The organism is Accumulibacter sp. (genome assembly GCF_029255145.1).
In the GTDB taxonomy this organism is placed as follows: domain Bacteria; phylum Pseudomonadota; class Gammaproteobacteria; order Burkholderiales; family Rhodocyclaceae; genus Accumulibacter.
In genome coordinates, this window is record NZ_JAPUVQ010000040.1 from 17,810 (window position 1) to 35,187 (window position 17,378).

Below are 17,378 nucleotides of genomic sequence, written 5' to 3' on the forward strand. Positions count from 1 at the left end.
GCGGCCCGGAAGCGTCTCGCGCAGAGGAACGCGCGCAGCGCCTATTGACTGGCAGCGGCCCTTGTGAACGCCAGGCGTATCGGGCATGCCGGCTGCTGCACACAAGGCCGGCGGTCGCAGGAGCGCTGCTCAGCGCTTGTGAGCGGTGCAAAGGCAGCTGGAAATCTCTTGCCAAAGGCCACGTATCAGCCCCCGGCTTCTCGCCATAGGGGTGCTAACAGCCCGTCTGCCCCAGCTTTCGCGTGAATGTGAACTCGCCATTGCTGCCGCAGAAGGAATAGGTGCCGTTTCCGTTGTCCTTGACCCGGTACGGGTAAGGACCACCACCGGGGCCGTAGAGGTAGGTGATTTCGTTGCCTCTGATCGCCCACTCACCGACCTTGGAGGTCGAACTGCCGCCGTTCTTGAAATCCCAGAGCTGACTGCCGCCCCGGTGCTGTTCTTGCCACTGACACCCGGCGCCGCTGCAGTACGCGGGGGAGCACACGGTGTTACCGGCAAGCAAGGTGTTCAGCGGTCCATTGCCCAGGTACGGTTCGCTGCACGCAGCCAGTGCCTCCCCGGAAATGCTGGCCAGCAAGATCACGCTTGTAAGCATTGCACGCTTCATGACTGCTTCTCCCAAAAGTATGGTTAACCCGTTCGGTGCCACTTTGCCGCCCAGCGAAGGTGCCGCCTGGCGCAACGCCAAAGTGAACCAAGCAAATTCTGAGCCATTATATTCTTGTGCTGAAGAATCAGGAGTATACCGGGATCTGGCGACTGCTCCGTGTGGTCAGTGTAAAGTTTCCCGACAAAACGGGGCGATGACGGAAGTGGCGGGATAGGGTCGCCGCCTTCTCGTCCTCGGGCGCTACGAGCAGCAGACGCCATCGCGGCTTCAGCAAGAATCCCCGGTTGCCGACCCCGTCAATGCGGGCGATCAGGGTCGATTGGCGATCTGGTGCCGACAACTGCCGGGAAGCGGCCGTCCTAGCGGTCCGCAGCATTCATAGATTTGAGTGGACGCTGCCCCGGATGGTCTGCTAAGTTTGTTGGCCGAAGTTCAATAAATCTGGCGCTTACGCAGGCAACGCGATGGGGGACAGACGATGGGCAAGCCGCCTTTACTGAATGGTTTCATCGGGGAATCGACTGCTTTCCGGGCGATGCTGGCAATTCTCGCCCGCGTTGCGCGCTACGACACCACCGTCCTGATCAGTGGCGAGACAGGCAGTGGCAAGGAAATGGCTGCGCGGGCCATCCACTACCAGGGGCAACGTCGAGACCGGCCGTTCATTCCCGTCAATTGCGGTGCCTTGCCCGACCATCTGGTTGAAAACGAACTCTTCGGCCACGCCAGGGGCGCCTACACCGACGCCCGTGAAAGCCAGCTCGGTCTGATCGCGCAGGCCGAGGGCGGAAGTCTGTTCCTCGATGAAGTGGACACGCTGACCGCGAAAGCGCAGGTCAGTCTGCTGCGCTTTCTGCAGGATGGCCAGTACCGGCGGCTCGGCAACAGCCTTGTCGAAACGGCCGATGTACGCGTTATCGCGGCGTGCAACAGCGATCTCTCGCAGGCCGTCGATCGGCAGGAGTTTCGCGCTGACCTCTACTATCGGCTGACGGCCATGGAACTGCACGTTCCGCCCCTGCGCGCGCGCGAGAACGACGCGGTCCTGCTGGCGCGCCACGTGGTCGCCGAAGCCGCCAGCCAGTACCAGCTGGCGGTCAAGGATCTGCACCCGGACACCGTGCACTGGCTGCTCGCCTACGGTTGGCCGGGCAACGTTCGCGAACTGCAAAACCGCATTCAGCGCGAGTTTCTGCTCTGCGACGGGCCCGATATCCTGGTCCGCGAGATCGCCCCAGACAGCGACCGCCGACAGCGGGCTGACCGCCGCATTGCCTGCCCGGCGACGCTCAATTTCAACGAAGCCAAGCAACAGGTGCTGCACGCTTTCGAGCGTGGACAGCTGCTGCGCCTGATGTCGGAAAGCGCCGGCAATGTCTCCGGCGCCGCCCGCCTGGCGGGCAAGGAGCGGCGCGCACTGGGCAAATTGCTCAAGAAGCACGGGATCGAGCCGGAGCAGTTCCGGCGCTCCTGAAGCCCGGCGCACGCGTCGCTGCTCCAGGCGACGTTCCGGACCGCTCCCCGGCGGCCAGCGCACTGAGGAGGCTCTTCCCGATCCGCAACTCCGGTCCCGACGCGGAACCCGCATAGCACGATCATTGCTTGCGTTTTCGTGTCGTCTCAGCGAGGGGAGCCCATGGAAGCGCAGCCACGCCTTACCGAGCTGGTAGACGCGCTCCTGCGTTACCTGCACCGCCATCCCGACGCGGCCGACACCGTCGACGGCATCTGCGAGTGGTGGCTGCCCCGCCACTGGCGCGTCGATCGGCAAAGGGTCGAAGCGGCGCTTGAGCGCATGGAGGCGCAGGGGCTGGTGCGGCGTCGCGAGAACGCCGACCGGCACGTCCTTTTTTCGCGCGCGGAGAGCTCCGAAAGCTGCTCCGAGCGCTCTTCTGGTCAGGGATAGGGCGATTTGCCGGCCGGCGTGGGCAGCCAGGGCCGATCGGCGGCGGTCCCGAGCGCAAGGGGTGGGTCCTTGCCGACCCGCCCGGGTCGAAGCTGTCCCAGTTCCGCCAGCTGGCGCGGGGAATCCCTGCAGGACTGCCTTGCAGGCCGATCGCCGCCGTGAGCGGACGGGACGGCATCGTTCAGTCCGCGTGCGAGGCGGGTCGGTGGTGACCCACGCCGGCCGCCGGCGCCCCATCTTTTTTTGGTGAAACGCCAAGCGATACATGTACTTGAAGCGGAACGCGGGACTGGCACGGCGTTTGCTACGAAGCACCGGCAGGGGTCCGGCTGTTGGTGCCGGACCGATGGGTTGAGCAAGTTTACGCCGCGTCGCCGCGGCCCAACCGGGAGAGCGCAAGCGCATGGCAGGTTTCACGGGCATTGCCGCGGTCGGGAAAAGCATTGAGCGGGTGCTCGCGCGTGCCTTTCTCGAACGCGAGCCGGTGCCCGGGAAGAAGACCAAGGCCGTGCTGATCCGCACCGAGGAACTCAGCGACACCATGTCGAAGACGGCGATCGGTGAAAATGCCCTGTCGATCCTGCTCTACCGCGTGGACTTCAACAACACCATGCGCGCCGCCTGGTCGGCGGTTGGCAATGCCGATGGCCGCGGTCATCTGGCGCTCGATCTGCACTATCTGCTGACCCCCTGGGCCGAGAATGCCGAGCACCAGCACATGATCCTCGGGCGAACGATGCAGGTGCTCGAGCGCGCGCCGGTCCTCTCCGGGCCATTGCTCTATTCGCCGAGCCTGCCGGCAACGCCGGAATACGCCGGCGAGCCGCAGGCGGCGCCGACCGACGCCGTGCAGCTGCTGCTCGAGGAAATCTCGACCGAAGCGCTGATGCGCACCTTCGACTCGCTGCCCAGTGACTATCGGCTGTCGGTGCCCTATCTGGCGCGCGTCGTGCGCATCGATACCGCCGAGGCGCTGATTACGCCGCCGGTGACCGACGCCGAGATCCGCATGCGGGTGAGCACGTGAGTGCGGTGGCGATCACCCGCCCCCTGGGCATCGACGATACGGTGCAGGTCAGCCGCGTCAGCCATCGGCTGGCGCTCGGTATCCAGTGGCTCGACGCCTTGACCGGCATGCCGGTGCCCGGCGACTGGGTCAACGATCTCGAAGCCATCGGCAGCCGCGCCGGCCTGCAGCGCTTCGAGCGCCACCCGCAAGCCCGCCAGGCGCTGCGCCACGCCGGCCGGCTGGCCAAACTGCTGCAACTGGCCGCGGCCGACAAGGCCGCCGCGCCGCCCGCAGAAGTCGCCGACGATCAGACCAACTTTGTCGTGCGCGCCTTTGCTCGCCGCGATTCGCGCCATGTCACCTACCGCAGCGACAACGATCCCCGCCAGTACGTGCCGCGGCGGCTGTCGCTGACGCCGGTGCAGAGCGAAGGCGTACCGCCTTCATCGGTGGCCAACATCCGCAGCGCCTGGCTGTGGCCCGGCGCCGTCTATCCGCTGGCCGCCAACGCCACGGCGATCCGTGGCTGCGTCCGCCGCGGCGTGGCGCTGGCCAGTGCCGTGGCGGTTCCCTGGGCACGGCTGGTGGTCACCCGGCCGGGCGCCGGGCCAGCGAACTTCGCCACCGAGACGCAGCTTGCCTGGGCGCACGGCGACGACCGCGGCGAATTCGTGATGCTGCTTGGAACGCAGGCCGTTCCCGGCGGCGTCGTCCTGCCGGCGACGATGGACCTGCGGCTATGGGTTTTTCTGCCGCCGGCGGCGGTTCTGGATGCCGTCGATCCGCTGGCCAGCCTGCCGCTCGAAGTCGCCGGCGACGAGCCGCTCAACGATGTCCTCAGGGGAACGGCGATTCCTGCCGGCTACCTGATGCAAGCCGGTTTCATCGACCTCACGCTGCCGCCTGGCGTGGTGTCCGGAGTAAGCGATGCCGACCTGCTCTTCGCCTAGTCGGCAGGAGTCGGCAGGAATGGCGTTGCGGCCGTTGCCGCGGCGCCTTTTTGTCTCATGACCACAGCAGAAAAGAGGGGAACACCATGCCCGAGTACCTAGCACCTGGCGTTTATGTCGAGGAGGTCAGCTTCCGCTCCAAGTCGATCGAAGGCGTGCCGACCAGCACCACCGGTTTTGCCGGCGTGACCCGCTTCGGGCCGGTGCAGTACTCGGCGGGGCCGACGACCACCAAGCCGCGCCTGATCACCTCGTTCACCGAATTCGAGCGCGTCTATGGCAGCCTGACGCCGCTGCAACTGGCGACCGGCGAGCGGGTGGCCTACCTGGCGCACGCCGCGCGGGCATTTTTCAACAACGGTGGCCGACGACTCTACGTGTCGCGCGTCTTTGCCGCCGAGGCCGGCCAGACGGCGGCCAATTACATCGCCAGCCTGACCGTACCGACGACGCTCGGGGCCGCTGCCTGGCGAGCGCGCTGGCCTGGCGAGGACGGCAACGTGCTGGTCGACACGCAGGTCGTGCGCAGCAAGAATCTCGCTTTCGAACACCCGCAGGTGGCCGGTGACATTCTCGCCAAGCACACCTGGGGCGTGCAGGTGAAGAGCGTCCGCGCCGGCGCCGTGGTCGAGGTCACGGCGCCCCTGCCGGCGGTCGCGCCGACCGGCAATGCGGCGCTGGTGGCCGGCAACCTGCGGGTGATCAGCGTCGATGGCAGCGGTCGCCAGAGCTTCATCGACAGCACCGGGCTGGTGGTGCCGGTCGCCCCCGGCGCGCAGATCTCGCTGGTCGAACTGCGCGTCACGGTCTATGGCCCGGAGGGCCGTATCGACGGCTACGATCAGCTCGGCGCGCACCGCGACCAGCGTCGCGACATCGCCAAGGTGCTCGAACTCGATGACCCGGAAGACGAGAACGCGATGGTCTATCTCGACTGGGTACCGGGCGCCAGCGCGTTTGCGCCGGCGGCGCTGATGGTCGGCCTGCAGGCCGCCGACAAGCGGCTCAGCGGCGGTGGCGAAGGGACCTTGCCGAGCGCTGACGACCTGCGCGGCGAAGAGGCCAACCCCGATGTCGTCAGCGAACGCGCGACCGGTCTCGAAGCGCTCGGCGAGCTCGAAGACATCGCCATCGTCGCCATGCCCGACGGTGGTGCGATGCTCGACGACGACTCGATCCAGATGGCCGCCGACCACCTGATCGCGCACGCCGAAAAGTATCGCTACCGGATCGCCGTCCTCGACGCCGCCGCCAACAGCTCGATCTCCGAGATCCGCGAGTTCCGCGGCAAGTTCGACAGCAAGTATGCAGCGCTCTACCACCCGTGGATCGAGATTCTCGACCCGCTGTTCCCGACCGTGCCGGGCGTGCCGCCGCGCAAGCTGACGCTGCCGCCGTCGGGCTTCGTCTGCGGCATCTACGCCCGCAACGACATCGAGCGCGGCGTGCACAAGGCGCCGGCCAACGAGGTGGTGCGCGGCCTGACCAAGTTCGAGATCAACATCAACAAGGCGCGCCAGGACGTGCTCAACCCCGAGGGGGTGAACTGCCTGCGCTTCTTCGACGGCCGCGGCAACCGCGTCTGGGGCGCCCGCACGATCAGTTCGGACCCGGAATGGAAATACGTCAACGTCCGGCGGCTGTTCATCTACGTCGAGCACTCGATCGAGAAGGCCACCCAGTGGGCGGTCTTCGAGCCGAACAACGAGCGGCTGTGGACCAACATCCGGAGCATGGTCGAGGACTTCCTCTACGTCCTGTGGCGCGACGGCGCGCTGATCGGCGCCAAGCCCGAGGAGGCCTTCTTTGTCCGCTGCGACCGCACCACGATGACCCAGAACGATCTCGACAATGGCCGGATGATCTGCCTGGTCGGGATGGCGCCGAGCCGTCCGGCCGAGTACGTGATCTTCCGCGTCGGTCAATGGACCGCGGACAGCAAGAGCTGATTGAGGAGAAACCCAGATGGCAACCCAACGCAACAATCCCTACGGCGCCTTCAATTTCCTGGTCTCCCTGGGCAATGGCAGCGAGACCAGTGTCATTGCGGGCTTTTCCGACGCTTCCGGTCTGGGCACCGAGATCAACTATTCCGAGTACCGCAACGGCAACGACATGGTCAATACCGTGCGCAAGGTGGCCAACACCTTCAAGCAGGAAGACGTCACGCTGAAGCGCGGGCTGATCGGTTCGACCGATCTCTTCCAGTGGGTCAAGGACGTCCGTGAAGGCGGCGACGGTCGTCGCACGGTGACCATCACCGTCCTCGACGAAGCGCGCAATCCGGTTGCCGCCTTCAAGCTGACCAACGCCCAGCCGAAGAAGTGGGTCGGCCCGACGCTGGCCGCCAAGGGCGGCGGCGAAGTGGCGATGGAAGAACTGCATCTGGTTCACGAAGGCGTCGAGTACGTCTAGGGAGGAGCGCAGGCCTTGCCCAGCCCGCTGCCTGGCGGAGCGGCCCGTGGCCGCGCCGTCGTCGGCGAACAGGTGGTGCCAACAAGCTGTGATCGATAAGCCATGCTGACCTCAGTCCGCTCCCCGCTCGGCGCTCCCGGCGTTTTCGCGCTGCCGGACGCGCCGGTTCCGGCTTTGCACCCGCAGCGCATGGACGTTTGCGCCTTCGTCGGTGTCGCGCCGCGCGGGCCGGCGCGGGTGCCGGTGGTCGACCAGGACTGGCCGGCCGGCTATCGGATGGTCACCGATTTGGCGCGGCCGCTGCGCCACAGCCAGCCGGTGCAGGTCCGCAGTTTCGACGAGTATCAGTATTACTTCGGTGGCTTCGAAGGGCCGGGCCTGCTGCCGCACGCGGTCGCCAGCTACTTCGAGCAGGGCGGCCGCCTGGCGTGGATCGTGCGCATCGTACATGCGCGCAACGCCGCTTTCAGTAACGGCTGCGCCAGCGGCAAGCTGAGCGGCGCGTTCGCCGGCGAGCTGGCGTTCATCGCCCGCAACGAGGGCCAGTGGGGCGATCGGCTGACGGTGAGTGTCGGCTTCACGGCAAGCGCGCTGGGCTTCACGCTCGATGCGCTCGACCGGCTGCTGCTCGACCCGCGCAGTCCGGTGGCGGTCGGCAGCTGTCTGCGGCTGACCGACGTCGCCGGTGGCGCGACGCTGGCTTTCTGCGAGGAATTGCGGTTGGTACGCGACAGCGAGCGCGCGCGCGAGCGCTGGCTGGTGACGCTGGATGCCTTGCCGGCATTGCCACCGGTTCGCGCCGAACTGATCGCTGCCAGCGTGGCGATCGGCGATGGCGCCGGGCGTCGTGAGCTCTTCGAGAATCTGGCGCTGTCACCCGATCATCCGGAGAGCCTGGCGAACGTTCTCTGCGATCGCTCGACGCTGCTCTGGCCGCATCCCGACTGGGCGGCGACGCGGATCAAGCCGGCCGACGCGCGGGTCGAGTTCCTGCGCGGGGTCAGCGCCATGTTTTCCGGCGGGCGCGACGACTGGCAGGCGATCAGCCACGACGACTTCTTCGACAGCCACTGGACGCCGGCCGACGAAACCGGTGGCGCCGGGATCACCGCCCTCGCCGATTGCGACAGCGTCAGCCAGGTACTGCTGCCGGACCTTTATGTGCCGGCGCAGTGGGCCGGTCCGGAAACCATCGAAGAACTGCCGATCAGCAGCGCGGGCGCCGAATTCGCGGCCTGCCTGGAGCTGGAGACCAACCCCGGCAGCGCCAGCACGCTGGCGCCGAGCGCACTGGCCGGCTTGATCCTCGATCCGCGCACGCAGGCTGGCTTGACCGCCATCGTCGGCTTGCAGCAGCGCGTCGTCGATTTCTGCGAGAGCACGCAGGCGCTGATCGCGCTGTTCGACGTGCCGCCCGGCCTGTCGCAAGCGCGCATCGAGCAGTGGCGAGCGCAGTTCGACAGCAGCTGGGCGGCCGCCTACCACCCCTGGCTGGTACCGGCCAGGCGCAGTGCCGACGCCGCCGACGCAGCGCAGGCGCGGCGTGACCAGTTGCCGCCGTCGGCGGTTGCCGCCGGGATCATCGCCCGACGCGAATTCGAGCGTGGCATCCAGTTCGGCCCGGCCAACGAGATCGCCCGGCAGATCATCCACCTGGCCGAAGCGCAGCCCGAAGGCCGCGCCGACGCGCTCCACCCGCAAGGAATCAACTGTTTCGCGCGCGTTCCCGACGGCATCCAGCTGCTCGCCGCGCGCACCCTCTCGCGCGAACGCGACTGGCGACAGCTGTCGGTGCGCCGGCTGATCCTGATGCTCCGGCGAACCCTGCTGGCCGACCTGCAGTGGGCCGTTTTCGAGCCCAACGGCCCGGCGCTCTGGCGCGACCTGCAGCACGCCATCGAGAGTCTGCTGCGTGGCCTGTTCCGCGCTGGCGCCTTTGCCGGGCGCAGCGAGGCCGAGTCTTTCTTCGTCCGGGTGCATACCGACACGCCACGCCTCGATCGTGGCGAACTGCTGGTGGACATCGGCGTCGCTCCCGCCGAACCGCTGGAATTCATCCTCGTCCGCCTGCGTCGCGACGGCGACGGCACGCTCAACCTCCAGGAATGAGACGACCATGGCTGACGCCCTGATCCTGCCTGCCTTCCGCTTCGAAGTGAAGCTGCTGCGCTCGCCGGACATCATCGCCGGCAGCCAGCGCCTGCCCGGCGCCGGTGACGGCTACAGCCCGGCGCAGGGAAGGACGTTGCTTGGCACCGGCGCTTTCCAGGAGTGCGCCGGGCTGGAGATCGAGATGGACATCCAGGAGTACCAGGAGGGCGGCCGCAACAATGGCACCATCCGCCGCGTCGGTCGCGCCAAGTATCAGCCGCTGCTGCTCAAGCGCGGGATGTTCTATCAGCGGGACGGCGACGGCCAGGCAAGTCCCGAGTTGTGGCACTGGCTGCAGCGGATCATCAACGGCGAGCGCCCGGTTCCGCGCCACGACGGCATCGTGTACGTGATGAGCGCCGACCACAGCGTGCGCGCGACCTGGATGTTCGATCGCGGCCTGCCGGCCAAGATTCGCGGCCCCGAGCTGAACGCCAGGACCGGCGAAATCGCCATCGAGGAGCTGACCATCGCCCACGAAGGCCTGCGTCTGCTGCCCGCCGAGGTCGCCGCGTGAGCGCGCTGGTCAAGGCCCGCCTGGCCGAGATCGGATCGGGCGACCGTCCGAAGGAAACGCCGAATACCTCGGTGGACGTGCAGTTCAATCCGACGACGCTGCGCGTGCAGATCTCCAACCGCACTGCCGGTGGCGCGCAGGCTGGCGCGCAGGCGCGCCAACGTCCGGGCACCGGTGAGATGCAGGTCAGTTTCGACCTGGTCTTCGATACCGCCGACGAAGGCAAGACCGACGCCGGCGTCAGCGTCCTCAAGAAGACCGCGATGGTCGAGCGCTTTGTCCGGCCGCGCGGACCGGGAGCCGGCAAGGAAGCACCGCCGCGGGTGCTCTTCGAGTGGGGCAGCTTCCTGGTGCAGGGGACGATGGAGAGTGCCAACATCGACCTCGACCTGTTCGACGCCAGCGGCGTGCCCTTGCGCGCCAAGGTGTCGGTGAGCATCAAGGGCCAGGACCCGCGGTGGACGTACACCGCCGCGCCAGCCACTGCCGGTGGCAACTCCGCGGCGCCCTCGCCGGGGCGCTCGGGCAGCGGCACCGCGCTGCCCGCCGGTGCCCCCGGCACGCAGGGCAACGGCCAGACGCCGGATCGCATCGCGCAGGCGATGCCCGGCGAGAGCCTGGCGCAGCTGGCGGCGCGCAACGGTTTCGATCCGGCGGCGTGGCGGGCGCTGGCCGACGGCCTCGGCAACCCCCTGCAGCTGAGCCTGGGCCAGGAAGTGCCATTGCCCGCCGCTGCCGGCCGCGGCGTCGCCAACGGCGCCACGGCGCAGGGCAGTGACCCGGCGCGAGCCGCCGCCAGTCTGCCATTGGTCGGAGGCGGTGCTGCCGGTGCCGGCAGCAGCCAGGCCAGCGGGCAGCGCAGCGCCGCCGGCAGCGCTATCGATCCGGTGCGCCAGGGGCAGGCGCTGGCCAGCAAGGGTGGCCTTGGCGGGGCCATCGCCGAGGTCAAGAGCGAGGTGCATCGGCAGGGCGCGAGCAACAGTCTCGGCGCTTTCGGCGTGCGCAGCGACGGGGTCGCCGACAGCAGCGGTCGCCCCTGGGGCGCCGGCGTACCGCTGCGTCCGAAATTCGGCAGCGCCCGGCCGGCGGCGCGTCACGATCCGACGCTGCCGGGCTGGGCCAGCGCCGGCGCAACGAAGGCGGCTGCGAGTCCGGCGTCGACGGCCAGCGGCGCGCGCGGCAAGGCCGGCGCTGGCGACTGCGGTTGTCGCGGCCGGCGTTCGCGCACCAAACCGTGAACCAGTGGAGAGGGCAAACGATGCCAATCGAAATCAGGGAAGTCGAGGCCGAGGTCGAGGTCGACGCTGGCCGTGGTGGCGGCGAACAGCCACGCAGCGAAGCGAGCGCCGAGGCGCTGGCGCGCTGGCAGGAACTGGCGCGCCGCGACGCACAGCTGGCCGCGCGCACGCAGGCCTGGTCTTTCGACGACTGAGTTCGACCACCGCCCAGTGCCTACTCCCTTACACGCGAGCCTGAAACCATGCCCTTGATCCCGACTCCGCTGCAGGCCTCGACGATCCCCGAGATCCAGGTCGACGGGCGGGCGAATGCCGAGTTGGCGCGCGACGTCTCGCTGCTGCAGATCGACGAGGACGTCAACGGCCTGCGCCGTCTGCTGGCGACCTTCGTCGCCATCGGGCCGCGCGAAGGCGCGCCGAGCGAGCAACTCAACTGGCTGGACGGCGCGGTGCTCGATTTCGGCAAGGAATTGCGCGTCTCGATGGGCCCCAGCGACGCCCGGGAACAGATGTTTGCCGGCAAGCTGAGCGCCATCGAGCTGTCGATGGAGCAGGGCCGGACACCCGAGGTGGTCTGCCTGGCCGAGGACACGCTGATGGATCTGCGCATGACGCGGCGCTTCAAGACCTACGAGAACGTCAGCGAAGCCGACCTGCTGCAGCAGATCGCTGGCGAGCACGGCCTGCGCGCGGCCGCCGACGTGGACGGACCGACCTGGCCGCTGGCGCAGCAATGGAACCTCAGCGACCTCGCTTTCCTGCGCGAGCGCGCCCGCCGGCTGGCCGCCGAAGTGTGGGTCGACGGCGACACCCTGCACATGGCGACGCGTGACCAGCGTCGTGGCAATTCGCTGACCCTGATCCAGGGCGGCAACCTGCTGCAGCTGCGGCTGCGCGCCGACCTCGCGCAGCAGCGCAGCAAGGTCATCGTCGGCGGTTTCGACGATAACGATCAGGACGCCATCGACGAGGAAGCCGGCGACAGCGCCATCGCTGCCGAGGCTCAGGGCAATACGCACGGCGTGCAGGTGCTCGACCGCGCCTTCGGCGAGCGGGTCAGTTACCGCGTTCGCGAAGTGCCGCTGGCCGACGCCGAGGCCAGCGCGATGGCGCGGGCGGCGCTGCTCGGCCGGGCGCGCCGCTTCGTCACCGCCAGCGGTGTCGCCGACGGCAGCACGGCGATCCGCGTCGGCAGCCTGCTGCGGCTGGAACGTGTCAGCCCGCTGTTCGAGGGCGATGGCTACTACGTGACGCGGGTCCGCCACCAATATGACCAGAGCAGCGGCTACCGCACGCATTTCGACGCCGAACGCGCCTGGCTGGGGAGGGCGAGATGAGCGGCGACCCGCGCTTTCCGCGCGACGGCGATGGCCCGCGCTGGTTCGGTCTCTATCCGGCGGTGGTCAGCGACCTGGTCGACCCCGACGGCAAGGGTCGGATCAAGGTGGAAATGCCGGCTTTCGGCGCTGCCGGCGACACGGTCTTTGCCTGGGCGACGCTGCTCACGCCCTACGCCGACCGCGATCAGGGGCTGGAGATCCTGCCCGAAGTCGATTCGCAGGTGGTTCTCGCTTTCGAAGCCGGCGACCCGGCGAGGCCGTACATCGTCGGTGCCTGCTGGAACGGCAGCCGCGCGCTGCCCGAGGCGGCGGCCGCGGCCAACAACCTGCGCACGCTGAAGACGCGTTCGGGCAGCATGCTGCAGTTCGACGACAGCGAGGGGGCGGCCAAGGTCACGATCTCGATGAGCAGCGGCCACCGCGTCGTCCTCGACGATAGCGCGCAGGAAGTCACCGTCGAGCACAGCAACGGCTGCAAGATCAACATGAATATCGCCGGGCAGGTAACGATCACCGCCAACGCGACGGTCGAAATCAATGCCTCGGCAGTCAACGTGCACGCGCCGATGGTCACTTGCGACGGCATCGTCCAATGCACCACGCTGATCGCCTCGACCGGCGTCGTTTCGCCAAGCTACACACCCGGCGCGGGGAACGTATGGTGATCACCCGACAAGCCACCCATCCGGCACCGAACTGGCGGCTGGTCGGCCCGTGGTATCGCTGGCCGCGGCCGGCGCTGCCGGCCGATGGCCGCGTCAGCCGGCCGGCGATCCAGAAGTTCGCTGGCGACGATTTCATCAAGGATTTTCTGGCACAGCCGCAGCGCTCGCTGAAGTACGACGAGACGATCGATGTGGTCAATGGCTATCAACTGGCGCAGGCCGGGTCGTTCGCCAAGAAGGTGCTGTGCATGCTGCCGCTGACCGCGGCCGGCAAACCTGCCAGCAAGCGGGTCAATGAAAAGGGCGAGGTGATCGACGAACCGGTCTACCGCGCGCGCCTGGCGCCGACCGACCTGCGCAAGCTCTACCAGCCGGCGCACGACCGCCACTACCTGGTCACTTGCCAGCTGCACTGCGACGAGCCCGGATTTCCGCGCGTCGCCCGCCAGCAGGTCTGCCAGGCCGGCTTCGTCGTTCGCCGCCGGCGCCCGGCCAAGCTGCCGGACGGCATCACCGCGGCGATGGTCACCGAGCAGGCCAGGGCCGCGCAGGCGCTGGCCGCCAAGCTGCACGAACTGCTAGGGCTCGACGCTGCGGCCAGTGATTCGCAGGCCAGCGCCGGCCTGCGCGCCAATGCGCTGCGCCAGCAGGAGCTGCTCGCCAAGGACGAAAGCCAGGCGAACTGGGCGGCGCTGCTTGCCGATACCCGCGAAAAGCTCGATAAGGAACGCAGGAATCTGCAGGACTGGTACGACAAGAACGGCGTCGGCGTCGAGATCGACGGCTGGTTCCCGACGCTCCTGGACGGCAAGAGCAGCCGGATCTACGGTGAGTGGCGGCATCTCGGCGACAGCGACCAGCTCGGCGCCGACCCGCACGCCGCCGGCGAACGCCACTATCCGCTGTTCGCGGTCGTTCCCGACCCGCGCGAAGCGCAGCACGATGCGGCCGGTCGCACGCTCTACTACGGAACGGTGCCCACTGGCGGGCTGGAGCACGATGGCAGCGGGCTGGCGCGCTTCGACGAACTGACGACCTACGAGATCAGCTGTTTCGTTCGCCAGCATCACCCCTGTCCGCCGCAGGTGGGCAAGGCGCCGGACTGCCACGGGCCGGTGGTCTGGAGCCTGCCGACTGCCGCCTTCCGCGTCGCTGCGCCTTTCGACGTCCTCGGCTCGGCCAACCGGCCGATCACCATCAAGATGCCCGACCTGCGCGAACTCGCCGCGCAGGCGGCGATGCGGCCGCGCGGCAAGCTGTCGCCGATCCGCTTCGTGCAGCCGCAGCACCTGTCGCCGAAGGTCAAGGACAAGGGCGCCGACGGTGGCGAGATGAGCGGCGAGGCGATCTGCAGCTTCTCGATCCCGCTGATCACGATCATCGCGCTGTTCCTGCTCAACCTGTTCCTGCCGATCGTGGTGTTGATCTTCAACCTGTGGTTCCTGCTGGTCTTCCGCTTCTGCATCCCGCCACAGATCCAGGTCGCCGCCGGGCTCGACGCGGCGCTGGCGGTCACCCCGCCGAAGGTTGACCTCGACGCCGAGTTCAGCGTCAAGGTTAATGGCCTGGACACGCTTGTCAAACCCGACGACCTGCACGCGGCGCTGACCAGCGGCGGCGACTCGATGAAGACGCGGATCAGGAGTGACACCGGCCTCGACGAAGACCCGGCGATCGACGACCTGAGCAACAACAGCCTCGGCCCAATCGACCAGACGCTGCAGGACAACGCCGGGCGCAAGGCGGACAGCGCTGGAAACCTGCCGCCGCCACCACCGGTTGGCACACCGCTGGTCTACGAAGAGGCGGTGACGCCGGTCTGGCCACCTGCCGGAGCCAGCTGATGAACAAGCCACTGAAGCGCTACGAACGCCTCGGCCAGGGCCTCGGGCAGCCGATTGCTCCCGACGATGCCGGCCGCCTGCCGGTCGTCTCCGGCCCCGAGAAGGTCCGCCAGGCGATGTTCACCATCCTCGACACCGAGCCCGGCGAGCGGGTGATGCGGGCCGATTTCGGCTGCGGCCTGCGCCGCTTCCTGATGGCGCCGAACAACCCGGCGACGCGCGCCGGCATCGAGCGCGAGATCGCCCAGTCGCTGGCGCGCTGGGAGCCGCGGGTCAAGGTGATCGCGGTCAGCGTCTCGCCGACCGACGACCGTGCCACGGTGCTGATCGAGATCCACTACGCGCATGCGCTGGACGGTCGTCAGGACGTTCTGGTCTATCCCTTCTATCTGGAGCAAGCCGGATGAATCACCCTCGATGCCCCAGCGCTGCCTTGCCGGTTGGAGAGCCACCATGCCACTGATCGCCCCCATCCTGGACGACCGCAGTTTCGAGGATCTGTATGCCGAGCTGCGCAACCGCATCCCGGTGTACAACCCGAGCTGGACCGATCACCTCGACAGCGACCCCGGGATCACCCTGTTGCAGCTTTTCGCGTATCTCGGCGAGGGCCTGCAATTTCGCTTCAACCAGATCCCCGAGGCGACGCAGATCGCCTTTCTGAAATTGCTCGACCTGCCGCTGGAGCCGGCGCGCGCCGCCCGGGCGCTGCTGCGCTTCGAGAGCAAGGTCGGCAACGGCGTCGTGCTCTACGGCGGCGACCAGGTCAAGGCCGGCAAGACGGTATTCACGCTGACCCACGACGCGACCATCTGGCCGCTCGACTGCGTCGCCGTGGCGCGCCGCAGCCTGCTCACCGACGACGAACTGAGCGACAGCGCCAGGGTAAGCAGTTACATCGAAGGGCTGGACAGCGAGCTGAGCGTCGCCGTCAAGGGCAGCGTAGACGCCCTCAGGCTGGCGCAGGGCGAGGACCTGCCGGTGGCGCCCTACGAAGTGCTGACCATGGCCTCCGACGGCCTTTCGCCGCCGCTGGATTTCTCGGCGACGGTCGATGCCTGCGTCTGGATCGGCATCCTCAAGAAGGACGGCGTGGTCGACGACCCGCTGACCGACCTCAAGCGCGTCGCCGGGCGGACGCTGTCGCTGTCGCTCGGATTTGCGCCGGCGGTCTGGTATCCCGGCATCGACCAGGTGGCGGCGTGCGGCGTCGGCGACGGCCCGTCGCTGATCTGGCAGGCGTCGCTGGCGACGCTCAAGAAGGATGGCAGTCCGGACTACACGCCGGTGCGCGTTGCCGGCGATACCAGCGGTGGTTTCACCCGCCAGGGCGTCGTTCGTCTCGAGCTGCCCGCTGACCTGGCGCCGCTCGGCGTGCCGCAAGCTCCTGCCGGCCTCGCCGGCACCGGCGATTTCCCGCCAGAACTCGATGACGACCGTGGCGAGCAGCTGTGGTTCTGGCTGCGCGTCTGGCGCGGCGACGGCAGCCGCATCGGCGAGGTCAGTCTGCTGACGCTGAACGCCGTTGCCGGCGAACAGAGCGTCGCCGCCGCCGGCGAGTTGCTGGGTAGCGGCAGCGGCCAGCCGGATCAGCTGTACCAGCTGGCGCACGCCCCGGTGCTGCCGGACGCGCGCTACCCGGTGCGGTTGCAGGTCGAGGAGGGTGGGGTGTGGACCGACTGGACGCAGGTCGACACGCTCGACGCCTCGTTGCCCACCGACCGCCATTTTTCGCTCGACGCCGAAGCCGGGACGGTGCGCTTCGGCGACGGTCTTGGCGGCCGCCTGCCGCAGCTCGGCGAGCGCCTGCGGGTGATGGGCTATCGCTGGGGTGGTGGTGCCGCAGGCAACGTCCCGGCCAGGGCGATCGACAAGGTCGGCGAGACCCTCGCCGGTCCGTTGCCGCCGCCACCGCTGCTGCGGCCCGGGCAGGTGGCGCTGAAGTGCAGCAATCCGCTGCCGGCCTACGGCGGCGCCGACAGCGAGAGCCTGGACGCCGCACTGCGCCGGATTCCGGGTGAGCTGCGCCGCAATCACCGGGCGGTGGCGAGAGACGATTTTGCCGAGCTGGCGATGCAGACGCCGGCGGTGCTGCTCGGGCGCGCCGAATGCCTGCCGCTGTTCCACGCGCCGAGCCGCAGCCGCAAGCCGGGGACGGTCAGCGTGGTGGTCTGGCCGGCGCGCGACGCGCAGCATCCGAACGCGCCGCTGCCCGACGCCTGGGAGCTGACGCAGGTCTGCGGCTGGCTCGACCGCTGGCGCCTGGTGACCACCGAGCTGTACGTGATTCCGCCGACCTATCGGCGCATCGCGCTGGCGATTTCGGTGAAGGTCCGCGACGGCTACGGCCTCGACGCCGTTCGTGACTGGCTGGAGATCCTGCTTCGCCAGTATCTGGCGCCCTTGCCGCCCTACGGCCCGGACGGACACGGCTGGCCGCTCGGGCGGCGACTGCTGGCGCGCGAACTCGAAGGCGTGGCGATGCAGGTCGAAGGCGTCGAATACCTCGAAGCGCTGCGTCTCGATGCCGCCAGCACCAGCCAGGACGGCACGGTGAGCTGGGCGGCGACCGAGATCCTGTTGCTGAACGACTGGGAAGTTCCCGAAGTCGCCGCGATCATCGTGGTAGACGACGCGACCGCGCTGCCGGCGCCGGGCACCGGTCTGCTGCCGCCACTGGCGCGCCCGGCGGTGCCGGTGCCGGTGCTCAGGGACGTTTGCTGAGGAAAT

16 protein-coding genes are annotated in these 17,378 nt (G+C 68.3%); 15 read left to right on the plus strand and 1 reads right to left on the minus strand.

Features of this window, described 5'->3' with window-relative positions:
* Positions 1-214: 214 nt before the first annotated feature.
* Positions 215-598 carry a hypothetical protein gene (locus tag Q1L50_RS04115; RefSeq protein ID WP_300336117.1) on the minus strand — a complete coding sequence of 128 codons (384 nt, stop codon included), beginning with the start codon at positions 596-598 and terminating at the stop codon, positions 215-217.
* A 493-nt stretch (positions 599-1,091) separates the two neighbouring features.
* On the opposite strand from Q1L50_RS04115, the gene Q1L50_RS04120 reads away from it, so the two are divergent.
* The 15 genes from Q1L50_RS04120 to Q1L50_RS04190 all read left to right on the plus strand — a co-directional run bounded on the left by Q1L50_RS04120 (position 1,092) and on the right by Q1L50_RS04190 (position 17,372).
* Positions 1,092-2,087: a sigma-54 dependent transcriptional regulator gene (locus Q1L50_RS04120; protein ID WP_300336118.1), complete on the plus strand. Its 996-nt coding sequence runs from the start codon at positions 1,092-1,094 to the stop codon at positions 2,085-2,087.
* A gap of 162 nt (positions 2,088-2,249) precedes the next feature.
* Positions 2,250-2,519: a helix-turn-helix domain-containing protein gene (locus Q1L50_RS04125; RefSeq protein ID WP_300336119.1), complete on the plus strand. Its 270-nt coding sequence runs from the start codon at positions 2,250-2,252 to the stop codon at positions 2,517-2,519.
* A gap of 403 nt (positions 2,520-2,922) precedes the next feature.
* Positions 2,923-3,546 (plus strand): DUF4255 domain-containing protein, encoded by a 624-nt coding sequence (locus Q1L50_RS04130; RefSeq protein WP_300336121.1) that lies wholly within the window; start codon positions 2,923-2,925, stop codon positions 3,544-3,546.
* Positions 3,543-4,478 (plus strand): hypothetical protein, encoded by a 936-nt coding sequence (locus tag Q1L50_RS04135; protein ID WP_300336123.1) that lies wholly within the window; start codon positions 3,543-3,545, stop codon positions 4,476-4,478. The genes Q1L50_RS04130 and Q1L50_RS04135 overlap by 4 nt, the downstream gene beginning before the upstream one ends.
* An 86-nt stretch (positions 4,479-4,564) precedes the next feature.
* The gene (locus Q1L50_RS04140) at positions 4,565-6,427 is read left to right on the plus strand and encodes a phage tail sheath subtilisin-like domain-containing protein (RefSeq protein WP_300336124.1); all 1,863 of its coding nucleotides are present in this window, start codon (positions 4,565-4,567) and stop codon (positions 6,425-6,427) included.
* Between the two features lie 16 nt (positions 6,428-6,443).
* The gene (locus tag Q1L50_RS04145) at positions 6,444-6,893 is read left to right on the plus strand and encodes a phage tail protein (protein ID WP_300336125.1); all 450 of its coding nucleotides are present in this window, start codon (positions 6,444-6,446) and stop codon (positions 6,891-6,893) included.
* 102 nt (positions 6,894-6,995) lie between these two features.
* Positions 6,996-9,002, plus strand: a complete 2,007-nt coding sequence (locus tag Q1L50_RS04150; protein WP_300336126.1) for a phage tail sheath C-terminal domain-containing protein — start codon at positions 6,996-6,998, stop codon at positions 9,000-9,002.
* Positions 9,003-9,009: 7 nt separating this feature from the next.
* The gene (locus Q1L50_RS04155; RefSeq protein ID WP_300336128.1) at positions 9,010-9,561 is read left to right on the plus strand and encodes a phage tail protein; all 552 of its coding nucleotides are present in this window, start codon (positions 9,010-9,012) and stop codon (positions 9,559-9,561) included.
* The gene (locus Q1L50_RS04160) at positions 9,558-10,799 is read left to right on the plus strand and encodes a hypothetical protein (RefSeq protein ID WP_300336129.1); all 1,242 of its coding nucleotides are present in this window, start codon (positions 9,558-9,560) and stop codon (positions 10,797-10,799) included. The genes Q1L50_RS04155 and Q1L50_RS04160 overlap by 4 nt, the downstream gene beginning before the upstream one ends.
* Positions 10,800-10,819: 20 nt before the next feature.
* A complete protein-coding gene (locus Q1L50_RS04165) occupies positions 10,820-10,993 on the plus strand; it encodes a hypothetical protein (protein WP_300336130.1) in 174 nt (57 codons plus the stop codon).
* A gap of 48 nt (positions 10,994-11,041) precedes the next feature.
* A complete protein-coding gene (locus Q1L50_RS04170) occupies positions 11,042-12,136 on the plus strand; it encodes a contractile injection system protein, VgrG/Pvc8 family (RefSeq protein ID WP_300336131.1) in 1,095 nt (364 codons plus the stop codon).
* Positions 12,133-12,804, plus strand: a complete 672-nt coding sequence (locus Q1L50_RS04175; protein WP_300336132.1) for a phage baseplate assembly protein V — start codon at positions 12,133-12,135, stop codon at positions 12,802-12,804. Before Q1L50_RS04170 ends, Q1L50_RS04175 begins: the two co-directional genes overlap by 4 nt.
* Positions 12,801-14,648: a hypothetical protein gene (locus tag Q1L50_RS04180; RefSeq protein ID WP_300336134.1), complete on the plus strand. Its 1,848-nt coding sequence runs from the start codon at positions 12,801-12,803 to the stop codon at positions 14,646-14,648. The genes Q1L50_RS04175 and Q1L50_RS04180 overlap by 4 nt, the downstream gene beginning before the upstream one ends.
* A complete protein-coding gene (locus tag Q1L50_RS04185; protein ID WP_300336135.1) occupies positions 14,648-15,055 on the plus strand; it encodes a GPW/gp25 family protein in 408 nt (135 codons plus the stop codon). The genes Q1L50_RS04180 and Q1L50_RS04185 overlap by 1 nt, the downstream gene beginning before the upstream one ends.
* A 46-nt stretch (positions 15,056-15,101) precedes the next feature.
* Positions 15,102-17,372, plus strand: coding sequence for a putative baseplate assembly protein (locus Q1L50_RS04190; protein ID WP_300336136.1), 2,271 nt, complete (start codon positions 15,102-15,104; stop codon positions 17,370-17,372).
* Positions 17,373-17,378 lie beyond the last annotated feature (6 nt).